This window comes from Methanobrevibacter sp. DSM 116169 (genome assembly GCF_046197865.1).
Taxonomy (GTDB): domain Archaea; phylum Methanobacteriota; class Methanobacteria; order Methanobacteriales; family Methanobacteriaceae; genus JAHKLT01.
Window position 1 is genome coordinate 314,033 of sequence record NZ_CP166990.1, and the last position, 20,538, is coordinate 334,570.

Below are 20,538 nucleotides of genomic sequence, written 5' to 3' on the forward strand. Positions count from 1 at the left end.
TATTTTCTTATGAAGTACAATATTTTAATTAATGATAAAAAATAAAGATATTAATTAATACTTTATTTGGTGTAATTGATGTTAAAAACAAATTTTTGTAAAATACCTTTGGATAATCCTTTATTTTTAGCTGCAGGAGTTTTAGGAAGTAATGCTTCATCTTTAAATTGGATATTAGACTCTGGTGCAGGTGGAGTAGTTACTAAATCATTTTCTATTAATCCTAACGAAGGATATAAAAATCCTACAACTGTTGCTGTTGATGGAGGAATTATTAATGCAATTGGTTTATCAAATCCAGGTTTAGAAGTCTTTAAAGAAGAAATTAAAAAAATCAACTCTAATGATGGTAAAGGGGTTTTTGCTTCTATTTATGGATCAACTCCTGAAGAATTTTCACGCCTTGCAGGTGAAATTGAAGGCATTGTTGATGCTATTGAACTTAATATTTCTTGTCCTCATGCAATGTGTGGTTATGGTGCATCAATTGGTGAAAATCCAGAACTTACTTATGAATTTGTTAAAGCAGTTACAGACACAGTTTCCATTCCAGTAATTGCAAAGTTAACTCCTAATGTTACAGATATTACAGTAAGTGCAGTTGCAGCAGAAGAAGCAGGAGCAGATGGATTAAGTCTTATTAATTCATTAGGTCCTGGAATGAAAATTGATTTAATAACTGCAAATCCTATTTTATCTAATAAATTTGGTGGCATGAGTGGACCAGCTATTAAACCAATAGCTATTAAATGTGTTTATGATGTATATGAATCTGTAGACATTCCTATAATGGGTGTAGGAGGAATTTCAAATTATGCTGATGTAGTTGAATTCTTATATGCTGGTGCAAATCTGGTTCAAATAGGAACAAGTATTATGGATAATGGTGTTGAGGTCTTCTCAAATATCACTAAAGATTTAGAGCTTTTTATGAAAAAAAATGACTTTAAGACTATTAATGAAATGATTGGACTTGCACATAAGGAGGATTTATAATGAAAAATGTTCCAAATGTCTTAAAAATCCAAGAAATCATTGAAGAAACACCTACAATAAAAACATTTATTTTTAATTGGGATTTTAAAAAAGACGGATGCCCTAATCCTGGAGAATTTGTAATGGTTTGGAATTTTAAAGATGAAAAACCAATGGGAGTATCTTTTATTGATAAAACAGAAAATAAAATTGGTATTACAGTTAGAAATGTAGGTGACTTTACAAATGATTTACATTCTCTAAAAATAGGAGATAAACTAGGTATTAGAGGATTTTATGGAAATGGTTTTAATACTAATTTAAAAGGCATGAAAGTTTTAGCTATTGGTGCTGGTGTTGGAATGGGTCCAATTAATTCATATGCTTTAGATTTAATTTCTAAAGATATTGATGTTGATGTATTATCAGCTGCTACTACTAAAGATGAACTTGTATTTGTAGAATCTCTTAAAAGATCTAATGTTAATGTTCATACTTGTACTGATGATGGAACTTGTGGATATAAAGGTTTTGCAACTCATAAAACTATTGATTTATTAAAAAATAATGATTATGATTTTGTAGCTGTTTGTGGACCTGAAGTGATGATGGTTGGAATATTTGATTTATTAGAAGATAAAAGCATTGAAGCAGAATATTCTATGGAAAGATATATGAAATGTGCACTTGGTATTTGTGGTCAATGCTGTGTTGATGATACAGGATGGAGAATTTGTGTTGAAGGGCCAGTTTTCACTCATAATGACTTAAAAAAAGTCAATGAATTTGGAAAATATAGAAGAACCTCTTCAGGAACTAAAATAAACTTTTAAGTGATATTATGGAGAAAAACTTTGTTGATTATATTACAAATCCTGTTTTTGTAATAATTATTTTGCTTATAATTTCATTTGCTACTATAATGCCAGTTATTAATATGATTTTACTTGGAGCTATTTTAGCTTATGGATTAAGACCTGTTTCATTAAAAATCAAATCAAAAGTTAAAAATTCCTCACTTTCTATCTTTTTAGGGATTTTAATATTTATTGTCCCAGTAATTTTATTATTTGTATATATTTTTATGGTTCTTTTTGGAATGTCTATGGATTTTATTAGTTCAAATTCTGCAAATAATTTTAATTTAAATTATATTATTGAAACAATAGCTAATTATCTTCCAATTAATCAAACTCAACTTTTTGATGGAATTTCTTCTTCTTTAAATGGAGCTATAACTGATGCATTATACTGGATAGCTAATTATACTTTAAAACTTGCTCAAAAAATACCTTATATTTCATTAGAACTTTTTATATTAATTGCTTCTATATTTTACTTTACTCGTGATGGAGGAAAATGTTATGATTTTATAAAATCTATTATTCCTTCAAAAAACATGTCTTTTTTTGCTACACTCACAAAACAAATAGAAAGTGTATTACTTAGTATATTTTATGGGCATTTTCTAACAGCATTAATTATAGGTATTATTGCAGCTATTGGTTATTTTATATTAGGCTATCCATTTGCTTTATTTTTAGGAATTATCACTGGAATTTTCCAATTAATACCAATTATGGGGCCATGGCCTATTTATTGGATTTTAGCTATTATTGATTTTATTAATGGAAACTATGTAAGGGCAGTTATTGTTATATTATTTGGTTTTGGTCTTAGTTTAAGCGATATGTATATCCGCCCTGCATTATCTAGTCATCATGCAGACATACATCCATTAATATTACTTGTTGGTTTTTTAGCAGGCCCATTTGTCTTTGGAATTATTGGTTTGATTATAGGGCCATTGGTTTTAGGAATTACTTATGCAGTTATTAAATCATATCAAATTGAAAAAAATAAAGGGGATTTAAATGGAGAAAATTAATGCTGTAATTTTAGATATTGATTATATTACGCATAATAATAAACCTGTTATTCGTCTTTTTGCAAAAGAACCAGGAACTAATAAAGAACTTATTGCATTAGATGAAAAATTCGTTCCATATATGTATATATTACCTTCTGATGAAAGTTCTACTTTAGAAGAAGATTTAAAAGATGATTTTGATATTATTGATTTAGAATGGGTATTAAAAAAGGATTTTCAAATTGAAACAAAATTTTTAAAAATCACATTTAAACACCCACAAGATCTTGCAAAACACAGAGATGAAATTAGAAAATTAGATTCAGTTAAAGATATAAGAGAAACTGATATTCCTTTTTATAGACGATATCTTATTGATAATGATATAATTCCCATGGATCAAGTAGAACTTACTGGTGAATTTATAGATTCATATGAAACAATCAACTCTCAAAACAAAGATTTGAAAATTCTAAAACTTGAATCAGCTCCTAAAAAAGATGTTCATAAATCTCAAAACTTTAATATATTGAGTTTTGATTTAGAAGTAAGAAATCCACATGGTATGCCTAATTCTAATGAAGATGAAATTATTATGATTGGAATAGCTAGTAATTTTGGTCTTGAAAAGGTTATATCTACTAAAAATAAAGTTAATGATTCAAATAATGATTTTATTGAAAGAGTTAAAGATGAAAAAGCTATGATTGAAAGATTTGCTCAATATGTTAAAGAATATGATGTAGATATAATTGTAGGATATAACTCAGATAATTTCGATTTTCCATATTTAAAAGACAGAGCTAAAATATTAGAAGTAGATTTAAACTTAGGTCTTGATGGATCAGGTTTGAAGTTTATAAGACGTGGATATGCTAATGCTGCAGCTATTAAAGGATTAATCCATGTAGATTTATATCTAGTTATGAGGCGTTACATGACATTAGATAGATATACATTAGAGAGAGTTTACCTAGAGCTATTTGGAAAAGAAAAAGTTGATGTTCCAGGAGATAAGATTTGGGAATACTGGGATAGTGATTCTGACGAGCTTGATGAATTATTTGATTATTCACTAGATGATGTAAAAGCTACAATTGAAATAGCAGAACAAATTTTACCACTTAATTTAGAACTTACTCGTATTGTAGGTCAACCATTATTTGATTTATCACGTATGGCTACAGGCCAACAAGCAGAATGGTATCTAGTTAAAGAAGCATATATTGATAATGAAGTAGTTCCAAATAAACCTGCAGGTATGGAATTTGCACAAAAAAAAGAAGAAAACAATGAAGGAGGATATGTAAAAGAACCAGAAGTAGGTCTACATGAAAACCTCGTCCAATTCGATTTTAGAAGCCTATATCCAAGTATAATTATTTCTAAAAACATATCTCCTGATGTAATAGTTTTAAATAAAGATGTTGATGATTTAGATAATTATAATGTTTCACCAGAACATGGATATAAGTTTAAAAAGAATCCAAAAGGATTTATACCTTCCGTTATTGGAAATGTTTTAAATGAAAGATCTAAAATTAAAAAACAAATGAAAGAAAGTAAAGATGAGACTACTAAAAAATCTTTAGATGTTCAACAACAAGCATTAAAAAGGCTTGCAAATACGATGTATGGTATTTATGGATTTCCAAGATTTAGATGGTATTCTTTTGAATGTGCTCAAGCTATTACAGCATGGGGTAGAGAATATATTAAGGATTCTATGAAAAAAGCAGAAGAATTTGGTTTTGAAACCATTTATGCAGATACTGATGGATTCTATGTAAAATATGTAAATAAAAATAATTAAGGATTTTTAAACTATTTAAATAATTATTACTTCCATATGCTTATTTTAACTAATTTTTATCCTTTTTTTAATTATTAATAGTTTAATAAATAAATATCAATAAATAATATTAATAAAAATATATAAACAAAAATAAAAACTATATTTACAATTACCATAGGTTTTAACAATTTTTCATCTTTTTCTTTTTGAAATAAATTATATGATATATGGAATCGGATTAATGAATCTATAATTCCAAAAACTGCTAATGATAGTAATGCATATAATGAAAATTCACCATAACCTAAATATAGGGTAAAAAATGCAATTATTCCTAAAATAACATAAACTAATGGAGAATATGCAAAAATACTTATTTTATCCATGTTGATTGTATTAATTTTGTTTTATAAATAGTTAATTATATTTGATAAATATAAATATATTTATTTAAATATATGAGTACATAATTAAACTTTTTAGATTTTGGATTAAGATTATGATGGATAAAATTTTTTCTGAAAAAACATTAAAAATATTTCCAGTATTTTTTGTAATTGCAGGAATATTAAATATAATAAGTACAATATTATTTGAATTATGGTATAATAGTTATGATCCTGCTTTTTATCCATATTATCAAATTATAAGAGAATGGGGAATCTTGTTTGCAGATATTTCATTGATATTTTTTGTTTTATCTTTAATAGTATTTAGTATTTCATTAATAGGTTATATTAAAAAGAATCCTTTTGGAATCACTTTATTTTGGATATTGATATTATTAATGATTGTATTTAATTTAATTAAAATATGTATTAGATTATTTTTTGGAAATATTAATTTATATGATATTATATGGGGTATTATTTCTTTAATTCTGATTTATTATATTTTTAACAATCCATTAGAATTATTTTTGAATAAAAAATTTAGAAAAGCTGGAAAATTACTAAAAAAAGGTCAATTTGATGAGGCAATGGAAATTTACCAAGAACTTGTAGGAAAAGTTAATAATCCTTTAGATATTTACATATATATTGCTTTTATATTTGGTGCCAAAGAAAAATATGGTGAAGCATTGGAATACTGTAATAAAATACTTAAATCAAATCCGAACGATTTCAAAGCATTAATTTTAAAATCATTTATATTGAATAATATGGAAAACTATGATGCATCACTTGAATGTTCTAATAAAGCATTAAAAATTATGCCTAAAAATATTGATGCATTAAATAATAAAATATTCTCATTAAGATGGATGAATAAATTCAATGAAGCACTGGGGTTCTGTGACGAAGCATTAAAAATTGAACCTAAAAACACAAATATTTTGTATAATAAGGCTTCTATATTGGATAAATTAAATAGATATGATGAATCAATAGAATGTTGTAATGAATTATTAGAAATTGAACCTAATGATGTGGATATTTTGTATAATAAGGCTTCTATATTAGGAAGATTAAATAAGTATGATGAAGCACTTGAATGCTGTAACAAAGGACTTGACACAAACCCCACTGATCATTTTTTGTTAAATTTGAAATCAATCGCATTGAATAACTTAGGAAAATCTGATGAAGCACTTGAATTTTGTAATGAAGCATTAGAAATCATGCCTGATGATTCTAATATTTTAGATACTAAAGCATCTATTTTTGAAAAAATGAATAGATATGATGAAGCATTAGAGTATTATAATAAATCATTGGATATAAATCCTGATGATGAAGATGTGCAAAAAAATAAGGATAATCTTTTGGAAAAAATGGATAAATAATTTTTAAACTCATTAAATTCATCATTTAATTAAAAAAATTATTTATTAGTAATACTTTTATATAATATAATATGTTAAAATGAATTGTAAAGTCTACCTAAAAGTAGGATTATGTAAAATATGTAAATATGGATAATTAAAGTTTTTTAGGTTATTTAGCTATTTTTAAATTGATTATATTTATTTTATGTGATTTTCATTCCTTTTATTTTTAAATAGTTCTACTTTAAATTAGTTAATGAAAAAATAAATCATTAATCATATTTTAACTTTTATTTTTTACTAAAATAAATTGATTTTGTTGATAAAAATTAGGAAATAGTTTATATCATATGTCATTAATATCTTAATTATATTAAAGTAAAGTTGATAATATGAATATTAAAAAAATAGGTTTAATATTAGGATTAATAGTAGTTGTGATTTTATTAAGTGTTATATTTTTGAACACATTATTTTCAAGTGGATTAAATTCAATAGAAGGCAAATATTCTGATGAATCTATTTCATTTTATTATCCAGTAGAAACTTTTCCTTATGTTCAAACTCCTGAAACTTTAGGTGGTTATGATTATTCAAATTTAATAGAATCTAAATCATTTCATTCAAAAGAAGAGAATATTAGTATGGATTTTCAGGTTATTAAAATTAATAAAAATTGGTCATTGGAAGAAGAATATGAAAACTTTATGGGGATTTCTAATAATTCAAATTTAATAAGAACTGCTGAATTTGTGAATATCGATAAATCACAAGGATTATTAGTTCAATCAGAACAAAAAGATGCACCCACTAATTATAAACATTCAATTATATTTATTTTCGAAAAAGATAATAAAAAATATCATTTTTGGTTAATGTCTGATGATATAAAACTCTTAAATTCAACTTATGTTGATATAAAAAATAGCTTAATAATAAAATAGTTTAAAGCTATTTTATAATTATGAAATTTTTTAGAATATTTGTTCAAAAAATAATATTCCATAATAAAGTATTTCAAAATGCTTTCTAAAGTCTACCTAAAAGTAGGATTATGTAAAATTCGATTCTACAATGAAAATATAGTCAAAAACAACATTCAATGCAGAAATTTTATAGAATTTATTAGCTTAGTTTCTATTTTTATATTTTCGAATATGATTAGTATTTGAATGATTATTCGTAGATTCTTCATGTTTATTTTCTAAAAATATTTCATTCTTTGAGAGTTTTTTTTCTTCAATGACTTTCCCATTTAATAGAATTTGAATAATAAGTTCACTAGTATTTCCACTTTTTTCTAGATTATAATTGGGTATACAACTTTTATTTTCTAAATTAATTGTTTTATTTCCTGAACCTTCATATTTTTCAAGTGTTTTATTGTTTTGACTTATAATTTCTAATTTCCAACTTCCTGAGCTTATAATTTTTATTTGATAACCAGTTTCCTCAAAAGAATTATTATTTGGGGTTATATTAATGAAAACTATTCCAATAATGATAATAATTCCAATCATTATTCCCAAAGATAATAAAAATATTTTTCTCATTTAATCAACTCTTACTTTTTATTTATCCATTTAAATCTAAACATGTTTAGAATTGGTTTTTTATGAATATGAATATGTATCAATGTTATAATTACCATAATTATTGATAATTCTACATGGAAAAAAATGAAAACATTATTATAAAAGCTAACAGCTAAAATTATTCCAAATAATAGAATAATACCTGTTATAGATGAACCTAATGTTGTCATTAGTAAAAGCATTCCCCATAAATTTTTATGGCTTTGAAATGAAATGATTTTTTTTCTCAGCAGCATATATGATAATAAATAGAAAATAAAAATAATGGCAGATATTGGAATAACAAAATATTCTGAAGGTAATAGAATACTTTCTTCATTATTAATTATATTATCAGCATTTGAATTTAATGATTGTTGCCCACTTTCAGATAAATCACAATTATTATCATTATCTGAATCTAAAAATCTTCTACATTGTCCTGGATATGGGTCTGATATCTTTCCAAAAGGACATTCTGCTGCACATACATTATTACATGCTAATGAGCATATTGATACAAAAGGAATTATATAAACTAATTTTTTAAAACAAGTTATAATTAATTTTTTTAAATAACTTTTCAAAAGAAAACTCTCCTTTAACTTTCAAATAGCTTCAATACATTTTTCCAATAATTTTTTAAATGGATAATAGTTGTTATTATCATTCCAATTCCAAATTCAACATGCCAATAAAGTAAACTGTTGTTATATGGAATTATAATGCCATAAGATATAAACAATGCTAAAATTAAACCACCAATACCAGATACTATAAAAAATATTAACAACAGTAAATTCCAAAAATTAAACATGAAACTTTTTTTAATGATTTTTTTATTTGTTAAATAATAAACTATTAAGTACAATATCAAAGGACTTATTATTGGAATAATAATATCATACATTTATTAGTCTCCTAGAATTATTTTATATTTTGATTCCATTTTTATAATCAGAATCTCTGGTATTATCATAAAATGTTAATAATTTCATTGTCTTCATAAGTTTCATATATCTTCAAATATATTATAGTTATTATTTAAATATTCCTAATATGCATAATATAAATAAAAAGATAATAATAGTGGGGATGTTTGATGAATTGATTGTCATATTTTTCTATATTTATTTATCCTGTTCTTGATTATATATTTTGAAATAATTTATGTTTACTTGATTAATTGTTAGTAATATTATTTTCTAAAATAGTATGTCAAAATCAATCATAAAGTCTACCTAAAAGTAGGATTATGTAAAATAATCCTGTAAATCTTAGTTAGAAAAATGATTAAATTTTCTTATATATTAATCAATATCTTCTTTTTGGAAATATAATATACTTGCAATAAATCCAAATATTGATATAAATCCAATTATACTAATTACTAATAATTCAGAATATCCTGTTTCACTCAACCTTCCATTTATTAATAAAAATGATGCAGTCCATGGGAATAAAGCTCCTATAGATTCATTTGTTAAACCTGCATTTCCCATTGCAACAGTTGTTGCAGCTATTGTAGGAACTATTATTCCTTTAGTCCATATACCAATGAAGAAAAAAGGAGTAATTGTTAAAAATAATAATATTCCTCCTAATATCATCTGAACTAAATATTCTATCATTACAATTATTGAAAAATTATTAAGTCCATACATAATATTGAATAATGTTGAGAAAATTACTGTATAAGTCCAAGAAATTAACATAAAACTCATTACTAAAATTAATAACATTATTAACTTGCTTATTATAAAGGATATTTTAGAAACAGGAATTGGAATTATATTTTTTATTGTATTTTCTTTATATTCTCGTGTGAATAAATATGTTCCTACTAAAACACAGACAATTAAACCAAATAATAACATACTATACATTAAATTACTATCAAAAAGTGCAGATAAAGTTATAATTCCATTGGGATTTGAATAATGTATCTTAATTGCATCGACAATCATCATTGAAGGAGTAACTAATGATCCTAAAAGGAGTAATATTAACATTTTTGAACGTTTTAACTTTAAAAATTCAGTATTAATAATATTAAGCAATTATATCCTCTCCTATTAATTTAGAAAAATATTCTTCTAAGCTTTCAGAATTCACAAAAATATCTGTAACTAATAAATTTTTTTTAACAAATTGCTGATTAATTTCGCCTCGTTTTTCAAAATTATCATATATTCTTAAAATATTTTCATCATGAGTTGTAAAATCAATTTTATTAAAGTATTGGTTCATTATTTCACTAGCTATTTTCAAATTTGAAATATTAAATTCTACATATTTTCTATTAATCTCATTTAATTTATTCATATCAATTTCATCTATTAGCACTCCATCATGCATTATACCTATGATATCAGCTATTTGTTCTATTTCACTTAAATCATGACTAGATATAAAAATTGTAATATTTTTTTCTTTACATAATTTTAATAAGAATTTTCTAATTTCATGAATACCTATGGGGTCAAGTCCATTTATTGGCTCATCTAAAATTAAAAGAGATGGTTTATGCATTATTGCAGCTGCAATTCCTAACCTTTGTTTCATTCCCAATGAATAATTTTTAAATATTTTTTCTTGTTCTTCATATAATCCAACAAATTCTAATGCATTAACTATATCTTCATTTTCACAATTATTTCTTAATGTAGAAAGTATCTTTAAATTTTCATAAGCTGTTAAATTACTGTAAAATCCAGGTTTTTCAATTATTGATCCAATATTTTTATAAATTTTTTCAGGATTATTTTTATAATATTCCCCAAAAAGGAATATTTTTCCTTCTGTTGGTTCTATAAGGTTCAAAAGTAATTTCATTGTTGTTGTTTTTCCTGCACCATTCCTGCCTAATAACCCATAAATTTTTCCCTTAGGTATTCTTAAATTTAAATTATTAACTCCTTTTTCTTTTCCAAACTTTTTTGTGAGTTTGGAAGTTTCAATAATGTTTTTATTCATATTTTTCTCCATTTAAATTTTAAAATATTATTTTACTTATTAATGTATTATATTTTTTACACATGTAATATATATTTTACAAATGACATTTATATTTTACATATTCTAATATATAAACCTAACAGAAAATAGGGACGAATAACTTTTTCAAAAATCTTTTTTATTATTAAATAAATGATTAGAATAATTATAAAAATAAGTAATAATATTGCTGTAACCATTATGTCAAAATTAATCCTAAAGCCTACTTAAAAGTAGAATTATGTAAAATACTGTTTAATATGCATTTGTTTTTTAAAAAAAGAAAAATTAGCAGAATATTTCTAAAAACAATTTTTAGTAGATATTAAATTTAATTTTTTTATTCTTAATATTAATTCTAAATATGAATGAAAGATTAATTTTCATTATATTTCATTTTAGGGTATTAATATGGCACTGTTTAGAATCCTGCTGATTTTTTTATGTTTTTTTTTGGTTTGTGTTTAGTACGTTTCTTTTTGTCCATCGTATTTGTTGTAGTTTCATTTGTCTTATGAATCCTTCTTTTGTTCTGAAAATTTTTTTTATGTATCTGGGCATTGTTGTTTTGTAGTAGCATTCTATTTTGTTGTTGGTTTTTGGTATTTCTTCATGAATTATGTGTTGTAGTGTTTTTTCTATGTTTTTTGATAGTTTTTTGATAAATGAGCTTATTACTTTTGGTAGTTCGTCTTTTTTGTTTTGTAGTTCTTGGAATCTTTTTTTTGCTGTTTTTATTGTTTTTGATTTGAATATTAGTGATATTTTTTTAACATATTTTTCTAATTCTTTGATTTTAGCTTTGTTTTTCCATCTTGTATCTTTTAAAGTTCTGGTTTCTTTTTCTAGTTTTCTAATTTTTTCTTGTCTTTTTTGTTTTTTCTTGTCTTTTAAGTGTATTCTTCCAGTTTTGCCTTTGTTTTCTTTTTTTAGTTCTTTTATTCGTGTTGTATTTTTTTCTATTTGTATTTCAGCATTTTTTATTTGTCTTTGGTATTTGTTGAGCTTTTTAATTACTTCTGTCATTAGATTTTGCATTTTGTGAAATGCGCAGTTTTGGTGAATGGCGCCTAATGATTCGATTATTGAAGGATAATAATTGTTTCCATCTGTTATAATTGCTTTTATGGGATGTTTGTCTAATGATTTTTCTAAAAAGTTTTGTATGGTTTTTTTATTAAATTCTTTGTGAGATACTAGTTTTTCATTTATTATTAAGTTGTTTTTATTGTCTAAAATAGTCATACGTAAATATAATTCTGTGTTGATGAATTCGTATTGTTCATCGTAATGATATATTCCGCTGGGCTGTATTTTTGATTTTAAAACCTCTTCTTGTATTTTGTTTTCTTCGTTGATGATAAATTGTTTGCTTAATGATTTTTCATGGTAATATATTGTTGATCTAGGTATTTTAACACTGGTGTGTTTTTCAATTATTTCTGATTTTTTATCATAAGATGAATGATCAATTGAATCTAATTCCAGTCCTTGTTGTCTTATATTCTTTGAATAATTGCAGGATTTGTCAATAAATTCAAGTAATGAAACTTTATAATATTTTTGACATTTTTTATTACTACATTTGTATTTTTGCAATTTTATATTCTTTTTCTTATTTAATATTAACTTATCCGTCCCATTTTTACTTAATTTAGAACCACATTCATCACATACAAGATTTTCTTTAACAATTAACGTGTTAAAATCATTTTGAAGATAATAATCAATGCAAATAGCAATATCTGGAGATACTGATTCATTTAAAATTAAAGTATCATTTTCTAAATTTAAGATAAATTTATTAATATCAAGATTCAATATAATACTGGTAGTGCTTGTTTTTTGTCTCATAACTATAAATAAGTCACTACCACTATTTAAAACTTTTATACTAACTAATTTTAATTAAAACAAACTCATTAACATACATAAATCGATTATAGATTGATAAATATGTTGATTATGAAAATACACTTTTTTAAATTGATAACTAAGAAAATAAGAATAATGATTCGTTAAATAAAAAACAAAACTTAAAAACACATATTTAAAGAATCAACCATAAAGTATAATTAAAGCAAAAAATACTTTAAAATAATCTAAATCAAAAAACACAAAATATATACTATTTAATTTAACCATACCTAAAAACAATAAACTGATCAATAAAAATAAAAAAAATTTATCAGTTGAATTTTAGACAGTGCCTTAATATTCAATTTAAAATAATAAGTCCGAAAATATCCAGTTATCTTTAAGAATAATGAGAAAATAATTATATGTAAGGAGAGGAAATAAGATTGAAAGATAAAAAAAGTTTATATGAAGCATTCAAATCTAAAGATCCTCGTTTTGATGGTTGTTTTTTTGTTGGAATAAAAACAACTGGAATATACTGTAGATCTATATGTCGAGCTAAACTTCCAAAAATTGAAAATTGCACTTTTTATAAAACAGCTGCAGAAGCAGAAAAAGATGGTTATAGGCCATGTCTTTTATGCAAACCAGAAAATGCTCCTGGAATTTTAATAAGAAATTCATTAGAGAATTTAGCTAATGAAGCTAGGAATCTTATTGAAAAAAACTATGAAAAGAAGTTAACAATAAAAGCAATAGCTGAAGAGTTAGGATGTAGTGATCGACATTTAAGGAGAGCTTTTGCAAATGAATATAATATAAGTCCAATTCAATATTTACAAACTTGCAGACTTCTTCTTGCAAAAAAATTACTTGTTTCCACAGATTTGCCTGTTTTTGAAATTGCAAAATCATCAGGATTTGGTAGTTTACGTAGATTTAATGATGTCTTTAAAAAACAATATAATCTTTCACCTTCAAATTTAAGAAAAGAAAATATTGTAAAAAATAAAAATATTGAATTAGCAATAAGTTATAGGCCTCCATATTGTTGGGATGAAATATTAAATTTTTTAAAAAATCGAGCTATTGAAGGGGTTGAACTAGTTAAAAACAACACATATATGCGCACAGTTCAAATAAAAAATAAAAAAGGAGAATATGTTTATGGATGGATTAAAGTAAAAAATAATTTTAAAAAAAATAATTTAGCTATTACAATAAGTGAATCATTATTATCAGTTATTCCTCAAATCTTATTTCAGTTAAAGAAATTATTTGATACAGAATCTGACCCTTATACAATATATGATACGCTTTCATCGATGAATAAAATTAACCCAAATTTTTGTAAACTAGGAATCAGATTGCCTGGTTGTTTTGATATTTTTGAAATGATAACGAGAGCTGTAATTGGCCAACAAATATCTGTAAAAGCAGCAAACACTATAATTTCGAGAATAGTAATTGCTTATGGAACTACAATTGAAACAAATTCTAAAGAATTGACGCATGTTTTCCCATCATCAGATAAAATATTATCTTTGATAGGACCAATTGAAAACCATTTTGGGCCATTAGGTGTTACAAGTGCAAGAGCTAATACTATTTATGAATTAGCTAATTTAATCAATAAAAAAGAGATTAATTTCGATTCATGTAATAATATTGAAGAAAAAATAAAAAAATTAATGAAAATTAAAGGGATTGGAAGTTGGACTGCAAAATATATTGCTATGCGCGCAGTAGGATGGACAGATTCATTTCTTGAAACTGATATTGGAATAAAAAAAGCATTAAAAGATTATTCTGAAAAAGAAATATTGAAAATGTCTGAAAAATGGAGTCCTTGGAGAAGTTATGCGACAATTAATCTTTGGAATGCCCTTTAAAAATAAGGAGATGTGAAAATGTACTATTCAACAATTTACAAATCACCCATTGGTGATTTAACATTAGCAAGTGATGGAGATAATCTTATAGGTTTATGGACAGAAGGACAAAAATATCATGGTAAAATAAATTTTGATTTAAAAGAAGACAATAATATTTTTGTATTTGATGAGACAGAAAAATGGTTAAATCAGTATTTTAAAGGAAACAACCAGACATTTCAAAATTACCTTTATCTCCTATTGGAACAGAATTTAGACAAGAAGTATGGAAAATATTGTGCAAAATACCATATGGTAAATTAACAACATATGGAGATATTGCAAAAGAAATAGCTATTAAAATGAATAAAGAAAATATGTCCAGTCAAGCTGTAGGGGGAGCAGTTGGTCATAATCCTATATCCATTATAATTCCATGTCACAGAGTTGTAGGTTCAAATGGAAGTTTAACAGGTTATGCTGGGGGGATTGATACGAAAATAAAATTGCTCGAATTAGAAAACGTTGATATGACTAATTTATTTATTCCAACTAAAGGAACAGCTCTTTAATTTAAGAGGTTAAATATGATATATGTTTTATTTGAAGTAGTAATAAAAGAAGAATTCATGGATGAATATTTTTCTTTAGCTGCTGATTTAAAAAAGTATCTTGAAAATTGTGATGGTTTTATCCGTTCTGAACGTTTTTCTAGTCTTATTTTTGAAAATAAAATATTAAGTCTATCAGTTTGGAAAAACGAAGAAACAGTTAGTAAATGGCATAAGCACACAAAACATCGTATAAATCAAAATAAAGGAAAAAATTTAATGTTTCAAAGTTATACTATTACAGTAACTTCACAAATACGACAATATGGTAAAAATTATGAATAAATTATTTAATATGATAATTAATTTTTTTTAAATTAATTTTTCTATATTGGATTTATATGTAAAACTAAAAATAATATTTTTAATTATATTGAATATCTTGATGTGAAAAAATCTAAAATAATACACATTAATTGAATAATTCCTTTTTTTCAAATATTATTATACTATCTATCCGATTCATCATCTCTCCAATGTTCTGGTTTATTAAGTTCAATACAACACATTATTTTTCCTTTACCAATATCAAATCCTTTTTCATTAAGTGATTGAACCATCCAAGAATCTTTATATTCTTCTAAAATTGGATATGGTGGGAGATATCCCTTAGATTCGGCCCCAGGTATGAATCCAAATTTAGGATAATATTCTTTGTGTCCCAATACAAAAACAAGTTTTGAACCTTTTTTTTGCAGTAATTTAAGACCAGTTTGTATTAATAATCCTCCTATTCCTTGATTTTGATATTTTGGTTTTATAGCTAAAGGAGCGAGGATATGCATCATGGGTTGTTCTTTTTGCCCATAAAAATAAGCTCTGGTGAAAAGAATATGGCCAATAGCTTCTTTATCATGAAATGCAAGAAGTGAAACCATTGGTTCAGCAGTTTTATCCTTTAACAAATCTGCTACTAATTTTGCTTCTTTATCATATCCAAATGCTTGTTTTTCAACGTCCATAATATTAGTGAAATCATTTTCCTTTGTTAATTTAATTTTTATACTATTCAAATTAATCATTTTATCTATTTTTATATATTTTTACTCACAATATAATAATCTTCTACAGTTTACAACTATTACTTTATTAGTGTTGATTTACCCATTAAATTCTCAACTTTCTTTGTTTTCATGTTTTTTACTATTTATTGTTTTAATAATAGTACTTATGAAAATAGTATATCTAAAATAGTTTCTAAAGTCTATCTAAAAATAGGATTATGTAAAATACTCTTCTAATTAAGCTTTATTTTTAAAAAATAGTGGCTATTTAAAGTAGAATTTTCAGAATTATATTTATTAACATCTTAAATATTACTTGATTTATATATTTTAATTGAATAATAAAATTATAACTTTTTTATTATTATGATTTTTATCCTATTCTTTCTATATCTGTGAATATATCAAAATCAAGATCAAAACTAGCTATTTTATTAATATCATTAGCTATCATCACTATATGGCTAAGATTATCAAAAAAGCCAATTGGATTAGTAAAAGTTTCTTCTAATGCTTTTTCATAATAAATAACGTCTTCAAATATTTTTATATTTTCAGAATTAATCAAGTTATTATAGACTTTTTTTAATTTTGCATCATTTTGTTTTAACTTTCTTAATACTGTCATAGTTTCATACAATACCATTTTACTTATTATTTTTTCTTCATTTTTGTATTTTAAAGCTATTTCTTTAGCTCTTTCATGATTTTCTAGTTTTGAAACTTCTAAATTAATTATAAAACTTGTTTCTAAAAATAACATTTAATACAAACCTTTTTTCATGCGTATACTATCTTTAATCTCTTGAACATCTATTTTTTCAGGATTATCTACCTCAACAATACCGATAATATTTTCTAAACTTCCTTTATATTTTGGGTCATATCCTGGCATTTTATGATTTATTACTTCTGATTTTGGTAGCTCAGTGATTTCATTTTCTGTTTTATTTAATGCTTGGTTTAATAAATCATTTATTATTTTCTTTTGTGTAGTTCCTTTTTCAACTGCTAGAAGTTTTATTTTTTTTAAAGTTTCGTTTGGTAGTTTTATAGTTGTGACAGTTTCATTTGTCATTTTTATACGCTCCATTAAATTATAAATTTTATAACAAATATGGTATATTTTAATATGTTTATACATTAATATTTTAATATTAAAATATTTAAATATTTCTATTCAATTTGCAGGATATTATCTCATTGGAATAGTTTGCTGTGTTCATGTCAAAATAGTTTATAAAGTCTACCTAAAAGTAGGATTATGTAAAATACTCTTTTAATTGAGATTTATTCATTAAAAAAGTACATTGCTGAGGTAATTATTCTTTTTTAATAGGTGTCCATAATTCACAAACTCCATCATCATTATGACTTTCAAAATATATTCCATGATCACTATCAGGAACATATCCTAAATTTGGAAGTTTAGATTCAAAATATATTGTCCAAGCTTCTATTAAATCCATATTTTTTGGAGGAGTAGCTATTGCAAATGTTGTAGAAGGAATTGTTAAAGAAATTGGATTATCCAACTTTTTTTCCACTAAACCTTCATTATCTTCAATACCTATTAAATAAAAATAATTATGGTTTTCTGTATACCGCATAACTCCATATAAAGGATTTTTATTAGCTAACTTTAGTAATTTTTTTTCATATTTTTCACAAAGTAGGCCAATATCTTCAACAGCTGAATCTAAATTAGTTTCAACTGCATATCCAACAACATTAAATGAATCTCTATTTTCAAAACGAACTTTAATATAAATCACCTATTTATTTTACTATAGCTTTCTACTATAATACTTTATTAAAACTATAAAAACAATATATTGTCCAAATAGTAAAATTAAGCTTAAATATAATGGTATTAAATAATCTAAATAAATAAAAACTGTACTCATTAAAGCTAAAAATATTGTTGAAATTACAAATGTTAAATAAGCTGCTTGCCCTCGTATAATTGAATTTCTTTCATCATATTCTTCAATTTCATTAGTTTCCACCCAAGTAGGATTTTTTTTAATCATATACCATCTAACTAGTCCAGCTACTAGGAAAATTGCTCCCCAACAACTTAACATATTTGTCCAAAAATTATCTTCTGTAAAAGTGTAATTTAAAAAAGGAAGTATATTACTAACAATTAAAAGTAATATTCCGATTATTATAGATATTTTTAAATATTTTATTTTGTTTTTAACATATTGTTCTGTCATTTTTATTCTCCTTCATAAATAAAAATCTCTTCAATGGTTTTTTTAAAATAATCAGATATTTTAAAAGCTAATATAATTGATGGATTATATCTACCATTTTCTAATGAGCTAATGGTCTGTCTAGATACTTTTAATATACTAGCTAATTCTTCTTGACTAATATTTTTTTCTTTTCTTAAACTTTCTAGATTATTTTTCAATTTTTCAAAACCATTTTTTTACGTAAAGTTAGCTTTACATACATATTATAATTTTTTTCATATTTAAAATTAATTAAAATAGTATATTAAAATCACTTCTAAAATTTACCTAAAAGTAGAATTATGTAAAATTATTAAATAAAAATAAGCAACTTATTAGGTTATTTTAATTATTAGTTATTTGTAGTAATGTTAAGAATGTTTTGATTATGGATTTCATATTAAAATTTATTTTTAATATAATGTTTTTATGATATTTAAAAAAGTTATATTTATATATCTAAATGATAAACATATGATGATGATTCAATGGATTTTTTTAATATTAGCTGGTATTTTTGAAATTGGTTGGGCTTTAGCATTAAAAATGTCTAATGGCTTTCAAAATATTTTAATGAGTATTGTAACAATTATTCTCATGATTGTCAGTTTGATTTTCTTATCTTTAGCTATTAAAGATATTCCTATGGGAACAGCTTATGCGATATGGACTGGAATTGGTGCAGTTGGAGTATCTATTGCAGGAATTATTCTTTTCGGAGAACCAAAAACATTTTTTAGAATTTTTTGCATTGTTGTGATTGTTGGAGGAATAGTTGGATTAAAATTATCTTCTTAATTAATTTTTTAAATATATGCTACTCAACGAAATTTCAATAAAAATAATATTTTAAAATAGTTATTAAAGTCTAAATAAAAATAAAATTATGTAAAATGCTACATGGTTAAGTTTTTTTTAAAAAAAGAAAAATAATTAGGAATTTAATTTTTTAAGTTCATAAGATGCTTTCAAATCCTTTTACACTCATTAAACGTGCAAAAGACCCTTCAGGAGTCATTACAATATTTCCTTTGGAGTATTCGTCTAGTGCAGCCTTAATCATAGAATCCTTTTTATCTGGATCTGTAGCAGCTTCTGAGAGTGCTTTAGCTAATACCATCACAGCATCTCCTCTTGACATATTTCCTGTTATTCCACTATCTCTGCCCTCATATCCTGAATAATTATCATTTTGTCTTACAATATCTGTTGCACCAAGTTCAGTTTCAACTCCATTAATTGTAATTGGTCTAATAGAATCTATAACTGCATCTAATCCATCATCATATATGATTACTACTGCATCAGAATGCATTCCAGTATTAGCTTCTACAATTTCTTTTGCATATTGCATTCCTGGTCCTGTTCCATTCCATAAACAATCATGAAGATACATAGGCCCACCAAGATTTCCTAGAGCAGGTTCTGTAGGATGTGTCATTCCTCCAGGATATATTGGAGTATAATTTACTAAACTTCCATTTTCCAAATGAACCATATATGCCATATCTACACCGCCACCAGGTTGTTCGTCTTTATCACTAGCCAATACTAATATATTTTTATCATCTAAAGTCAAATCAGGACCACTTAAGAAAGTACCTCCTACTATAGCTAATAATCCAATGATAATTACAATAAGATTTCCTATGATGAGTTTATTTGTCCTTTTCATAATAATCGGTCTATTTAAAATAAAAGTTTAAAAATTATTTACTTTCTTATTTATTTTCATTAATTACATAGTTTTGATTCAATAGAATAATTAATGATATAATTTAGATTTGATATTTATTACATTAAATATTAGGTCTTAATTTAATATAAATGTTTTTATACATTATTTATAAAATATTATAAAGGAGAATTATTATTTTATTTAGTTTTTCGTTATAAAAACAGGGTTTTAATAAATATAAAATAAATAATGTTATTAATTAAAATTCCATATTAAATCATTTGTAAAC

The 20,538-nt window shown here is 24.3% G+C and carries 26 protein-coding genes; 12 read left to right on the forward strand and 14 right to left on the reverse strand.

Annotated elements, in window-relative coordinates; genetic code table 11:
* The first annotated feature begins 78 nt into the window (after positions 1-78).
* From ACA134_RS01550 to ACA134_RS01565, 4 genes are read left to right on the forward strand one after another with little or no spacing between them, the layout of a single operon-like run.
* Entirely contained in the window at positions 79-996 is a 918-nt protein-coding gene (locus ACA134_RS01550; RefSeq protein WP_409200425.1) for a dihydroorotate dehydrogenase, read from the forward strand.
* Positions 996-1,808, forward strand: coding sequence for a dihydroorotate dehydrogenase electron transfer subunit (locus tag ACA134_RS01555; protein WP_409200426.1), 813 nt, complete (start codon positions 996-998; stop codon positions 1,806-1,808). The genes ACA134_RS01550 and ACA134_RS01555 overlap by 1 nt, the downstream gene beginning before the upstream one ends.
* A gap of 8 nt (positions 1,809-1,816) precedes the next feature.
* Positions 1,817-2,863, forward strand: a complete 1,047-nt coding sequence (locus ACA134_RS01560) for an AI-2E family transporter (protein ID WP_409200427.1) — start codon at positions 1,817-1,819, stop codon at positions 2,861-2,863.
* Entirely contained in the window at positions 2,850-4,658 is a 1,809-nt protein-coding gene (locus tag ACA134_RS01565; protein ID WP_409200428.1) for a 3'-5' exonuclease, read from the forward strand. The genes ACA134_RS01560 and ACA134_RS01565 overlap by 14 nt, the downstream gene beginning before the upstream one ends.
* A 74-nt stretch (positions 4,659-4,732) precedes the next feature.
* Here the strand turns inward: ACA134_RS01565 and ACA134_RS01570 are convergent, their stop codons facing one another.
* Positions 4,733-5,026 carry a hypothetical protein gene (locus ACA134_RS01570; protein WP_409200429.1) on the reverse strand — a complete coding sequence of 98 codons (294 nt, stop codon included), beginning with the start codon at positions 5,024-5,026 and terminating at the stop codon, positions 4,733-4,735.
* 113 nt (positions 5,027-5,139) lie between these two features.
* Between ACA134_RS01570 and ACA134_RS01575 the strand changes: the two genes are divergently transcribed.
* Both ACA134_RS01575 and ACA134_RS01580 read left to right on the forward strand, forming a co-directional pair.
* Complete coding sequence (locus ACA134_RS01575) at positions 5,140-6,426, forward strand: tetratricopeptide repeat protein (protein WP_409200430.1); 1,287 nt, start codon at positions 5,140-5,142, stop codon at positions 6,424-6,426.
* 374 nt (positions 6,427-6,800) lie between these two features.
* A complete protein-coding gene (locus ACA134_RS01580; RefSeq protein ID WP_409200431.1) occupies positions 6,801-7,352 on the forward strand; it encodes a hypothetical protein in 552 nt (183 codons plus the stop codon).
* Positions 7,353-7,538: 186 nt separating this feature from the next.
* Here ACA134_RS01580 and ACA134_RS01585 read toward each other — a convergent pair whose 3' ends face one another.
* Positions 7,539-7,961, reverse strand: coding sequence for a hypothetical protein (locus tag ACA134_RS01585; protein ID WP_409200432.1), 423 nt, complete (start codon positions 7,959-7,961; stop codon positions 7,539-7,541).
* A gap of 11 nt (positions 7,962-7,972) precedes the next feature.
* Positions 7,973-8,173: a hypothetical protein gene (locus ACA134_RS01590; protein WP_409200433.1), complete on the reverse strand. Its 201-nt coding sequence runs from the start codon at positions 8,171-8,173 to the stop codon at positions 7,973-7,975.
* Between the two features lie 94 nt (positions 8,174-8,267).
* On the opposite strand from ACA134_RS01590, the gene ACA134_RS01595 reads away from it, so the two are divergent.
* Entirely contained in the window at positions 8,268-8,519 is a 252-nt protein-coding gene (locus ACA134_RS01595; RefSeq protein WP_409200434.1) for a hypothetical protein, read from the forward strand.
* A 64-nt stretch (positions 8,520-8,583) separates the two neighbouring features.
* Here ACA134_RS01595 and ACA134_RS01600 read toward each other — a convergent pair whose 3' ends face one another.
* From ACA134_RS01600 to ACA134_RS01615, 4 genes are all read right to left on the reverse strand, one after another.
* Positions 8,584-8,892, reverse strand: coding sequence for a hypothetical protein (locus ACA134_RS01600; protein WP_409200435.1), 309 nt, complete (start codon positions 8,890-8,892; stop codon positions 8,584-8,586).
* A gap of 400 nt (positions 8,893-9,292) precedes the next feature.
* Entirely contained in the window at positions 9,293-10,042 is a 750-nt protein-coding gene (locus ACA134_RS01605) for an ABC transporter permease (RefSeq protein WP_409200436.1), read from the reverse strand.
* Positions 10,035-10,958: an ATP-binding cassette domain-containing protein gene (locus tag ACA134_RS01610; RefSeq protein ID WP_409200437.1), complete on the reverse strand. Its 924-nt coding sequence runs from the start codon at positions 10,956-10,958 to the stop codon at positions 10,035-10,037. Before ACA134_RS01610 ends, ACA134_RS01605 begins: the two co-directional genes overlap by 8 nt.
* Before the next feature lie 462 nt (positions 10,959-11,420).
* On the reverse strand, positions 11,421-12,833 hold the full coding sequence (locus ACA134_RS01615; protein WP_409200438.1) for a hypothetical protein: 1,413 nt from the start codon (positions 12,831-12,833) through the stop codon (positions 11,421-11,423).
* A 449-nt stretch (positions 12,834-13,282) separates the two neighbouring features.
* Between ACA134_RS01615 and ACA134_RS01620 the strand changes: the two genes are divergently transcribed.
* From ACA134_RS01620 to ACA134_RS01635, 4 genes are read left to right on the forward strand one after another with little or no spacing between them, the layout of a single operon-like run.
* Entirely contained in the window at positions 13,283-14,731 is a 1,449-nt protein-coding gene (locus tag ACA134_RS01620; protein ID WP_409200439.1) for a DNA-3-methyladenine glycosylase 2 family protein, read from the forward strand.
* An 18-nt stretch (positions 14,732-14,749) separates the two neighbouring features.
* Entirely contained in the window at positions 14,750-15,037 is a 288-nt protein-coding gene (locus tag ACA134_RS01625) for a hypothetical protein (RefSeq protein ID WP_409200440.1), read from the forward strand.
* Positions 15,010-15,285, forward strand: a complete 276-nt coding sequence (locus ACA134_RS01630) for a methylated-DNA--[protein]-cysteine S-methyltransferase (RefSeq protein WP_409200441.1) — start codon at positions 15,010-15,012, stop codon at positions 15,283-15,285. The genes ACA134_RS01625 and ACA134_RS01630 overlap by 28 nt, the downstream gene beginning before the upstream one ends.
* Before the next feature lie 15 nt (positions 15,286-15,300).
* Complete coding sequence (locus ACA134_RS01635) at positions 15,301-15,609, forward strand: antibiotic biosynthesis monooxygenase family protein (RefSeq protein WP_409200442.1); 309 nt, start codon at positions 15,301-15,303, stop codon at positions 15,607-15,609.
* Between the two features lie 164 nt (positions 15,610-15,773).
* Here ACA134_RS01635 and ACA134_RS01640 read toward each other — a convergent pair whose 3' ends face one another.
* The 6 genes from ACA134_RS01640 to ACA134_RS01665 all read right to left on the reverse strand — a co-directional run bounded on the left by ACA134_RS01640 (position 15,774) and on the right by ACA134_RS01665 (position 18,750).
* On the reverse strand, positions 15,774-16,337 hold the full coding sequence (locus ACA134_RS01640; RefSeq protein ID WP_409200443.1) for a GNAT family N-acetyltransferase: 564 nt from the start codon (positions 16,335-16,337) through the stop codon (positions 15,774-15,776).
* Between the two features lie 364 nt (positions 16,338-16,701).
* Positions 16,702-17,091, reverse strand: coding sequence for a PIN domain-containing protein (locus ACA134_RS01645; protein WP_409200444.1), 390 nt, complete (start codon positions 17,089-17,091; stop codon positions 16,702-16,704).
* On the reverse strand, positions 17,092-17,406 hold the full coding sequence (locus tag ACA134_RS01650) for a hypothetical protein (RefSeq protein WP_409200445.1): 315 nt from the start codon (positions 17,404-17,406) through the stop codon (positions 17,092-17,094).
* A gap of 244 nt (positions 17,407-17,650) precedes the next feature.
* The gene (locus ACA134_RS01655) at positions 17,651-18,103 is read right to left on the reverse strand and encodes a GyrI-like domain-containing protein (RefSeq protein ID WP_409200446.1); all 453 of its coding nucleotides are present in this window, start codon (positions 18,101-18,103) and stop codon (positions 17,651-17,653) included.
* A gap of 12 nt (positions 18,104-18,115) precedes the next feature.
* Positions 18,116-18,550, reverse strand: coding sequence for a DUF2178 domain-containing protein (locus tag ACA134_RS01660; RefSeq protein ID WP_409200447.1), 435 nt, complete (start codon positions 18,548-18,550; stop codon positions 18,116-18,118).
* Between the two features lie 2 nt (positions 18,551-18,552).
* Entirely contained in the window at positions 18,553-18,750 is a 198-nt protein-coding gene (locus tag ACA134_RS01665; RefSeq protein WP_409200448.1) for a helix-turn-helix transcriptional regulator, read from the reverse strand.
* Between the two features lie 250 nt (positions 18,751-19,000).
* On the opposite strand from ACA134_RS01665, the gene ACA134_RS01670 reads away from it, so the two are divergent.
* Complete coding sequence (locus tag ACA134_RS01670; protein ID WP_409200449.1) at positions 19,001-19,369, forward strand: DMT family transporter; 369 nt, start codon at positions 19,001-19,003, stop codon at positions 19,367-19,369.
* Positions 19,370-19,526: 157 nt separating this feature from the next.
* Here the strand turns inward: ACA134_RS01670 and ACA134_RS01675 are convergent, their stop codons facing one another.
* Positions 19,527-20,246 (reverse strand): DUF4012 domain-containing protein, encoded by a 720-nt coding sequence (locus tag ACA134_RS01675; RefSeq protein ID WP_409200450.1) that lies wholly within the window; start codon positions 20,244-20,246, stop codon positions 19,527-19,529.
* Positions 20,247-20,538 lie beyond the last annotated feature (292 nt).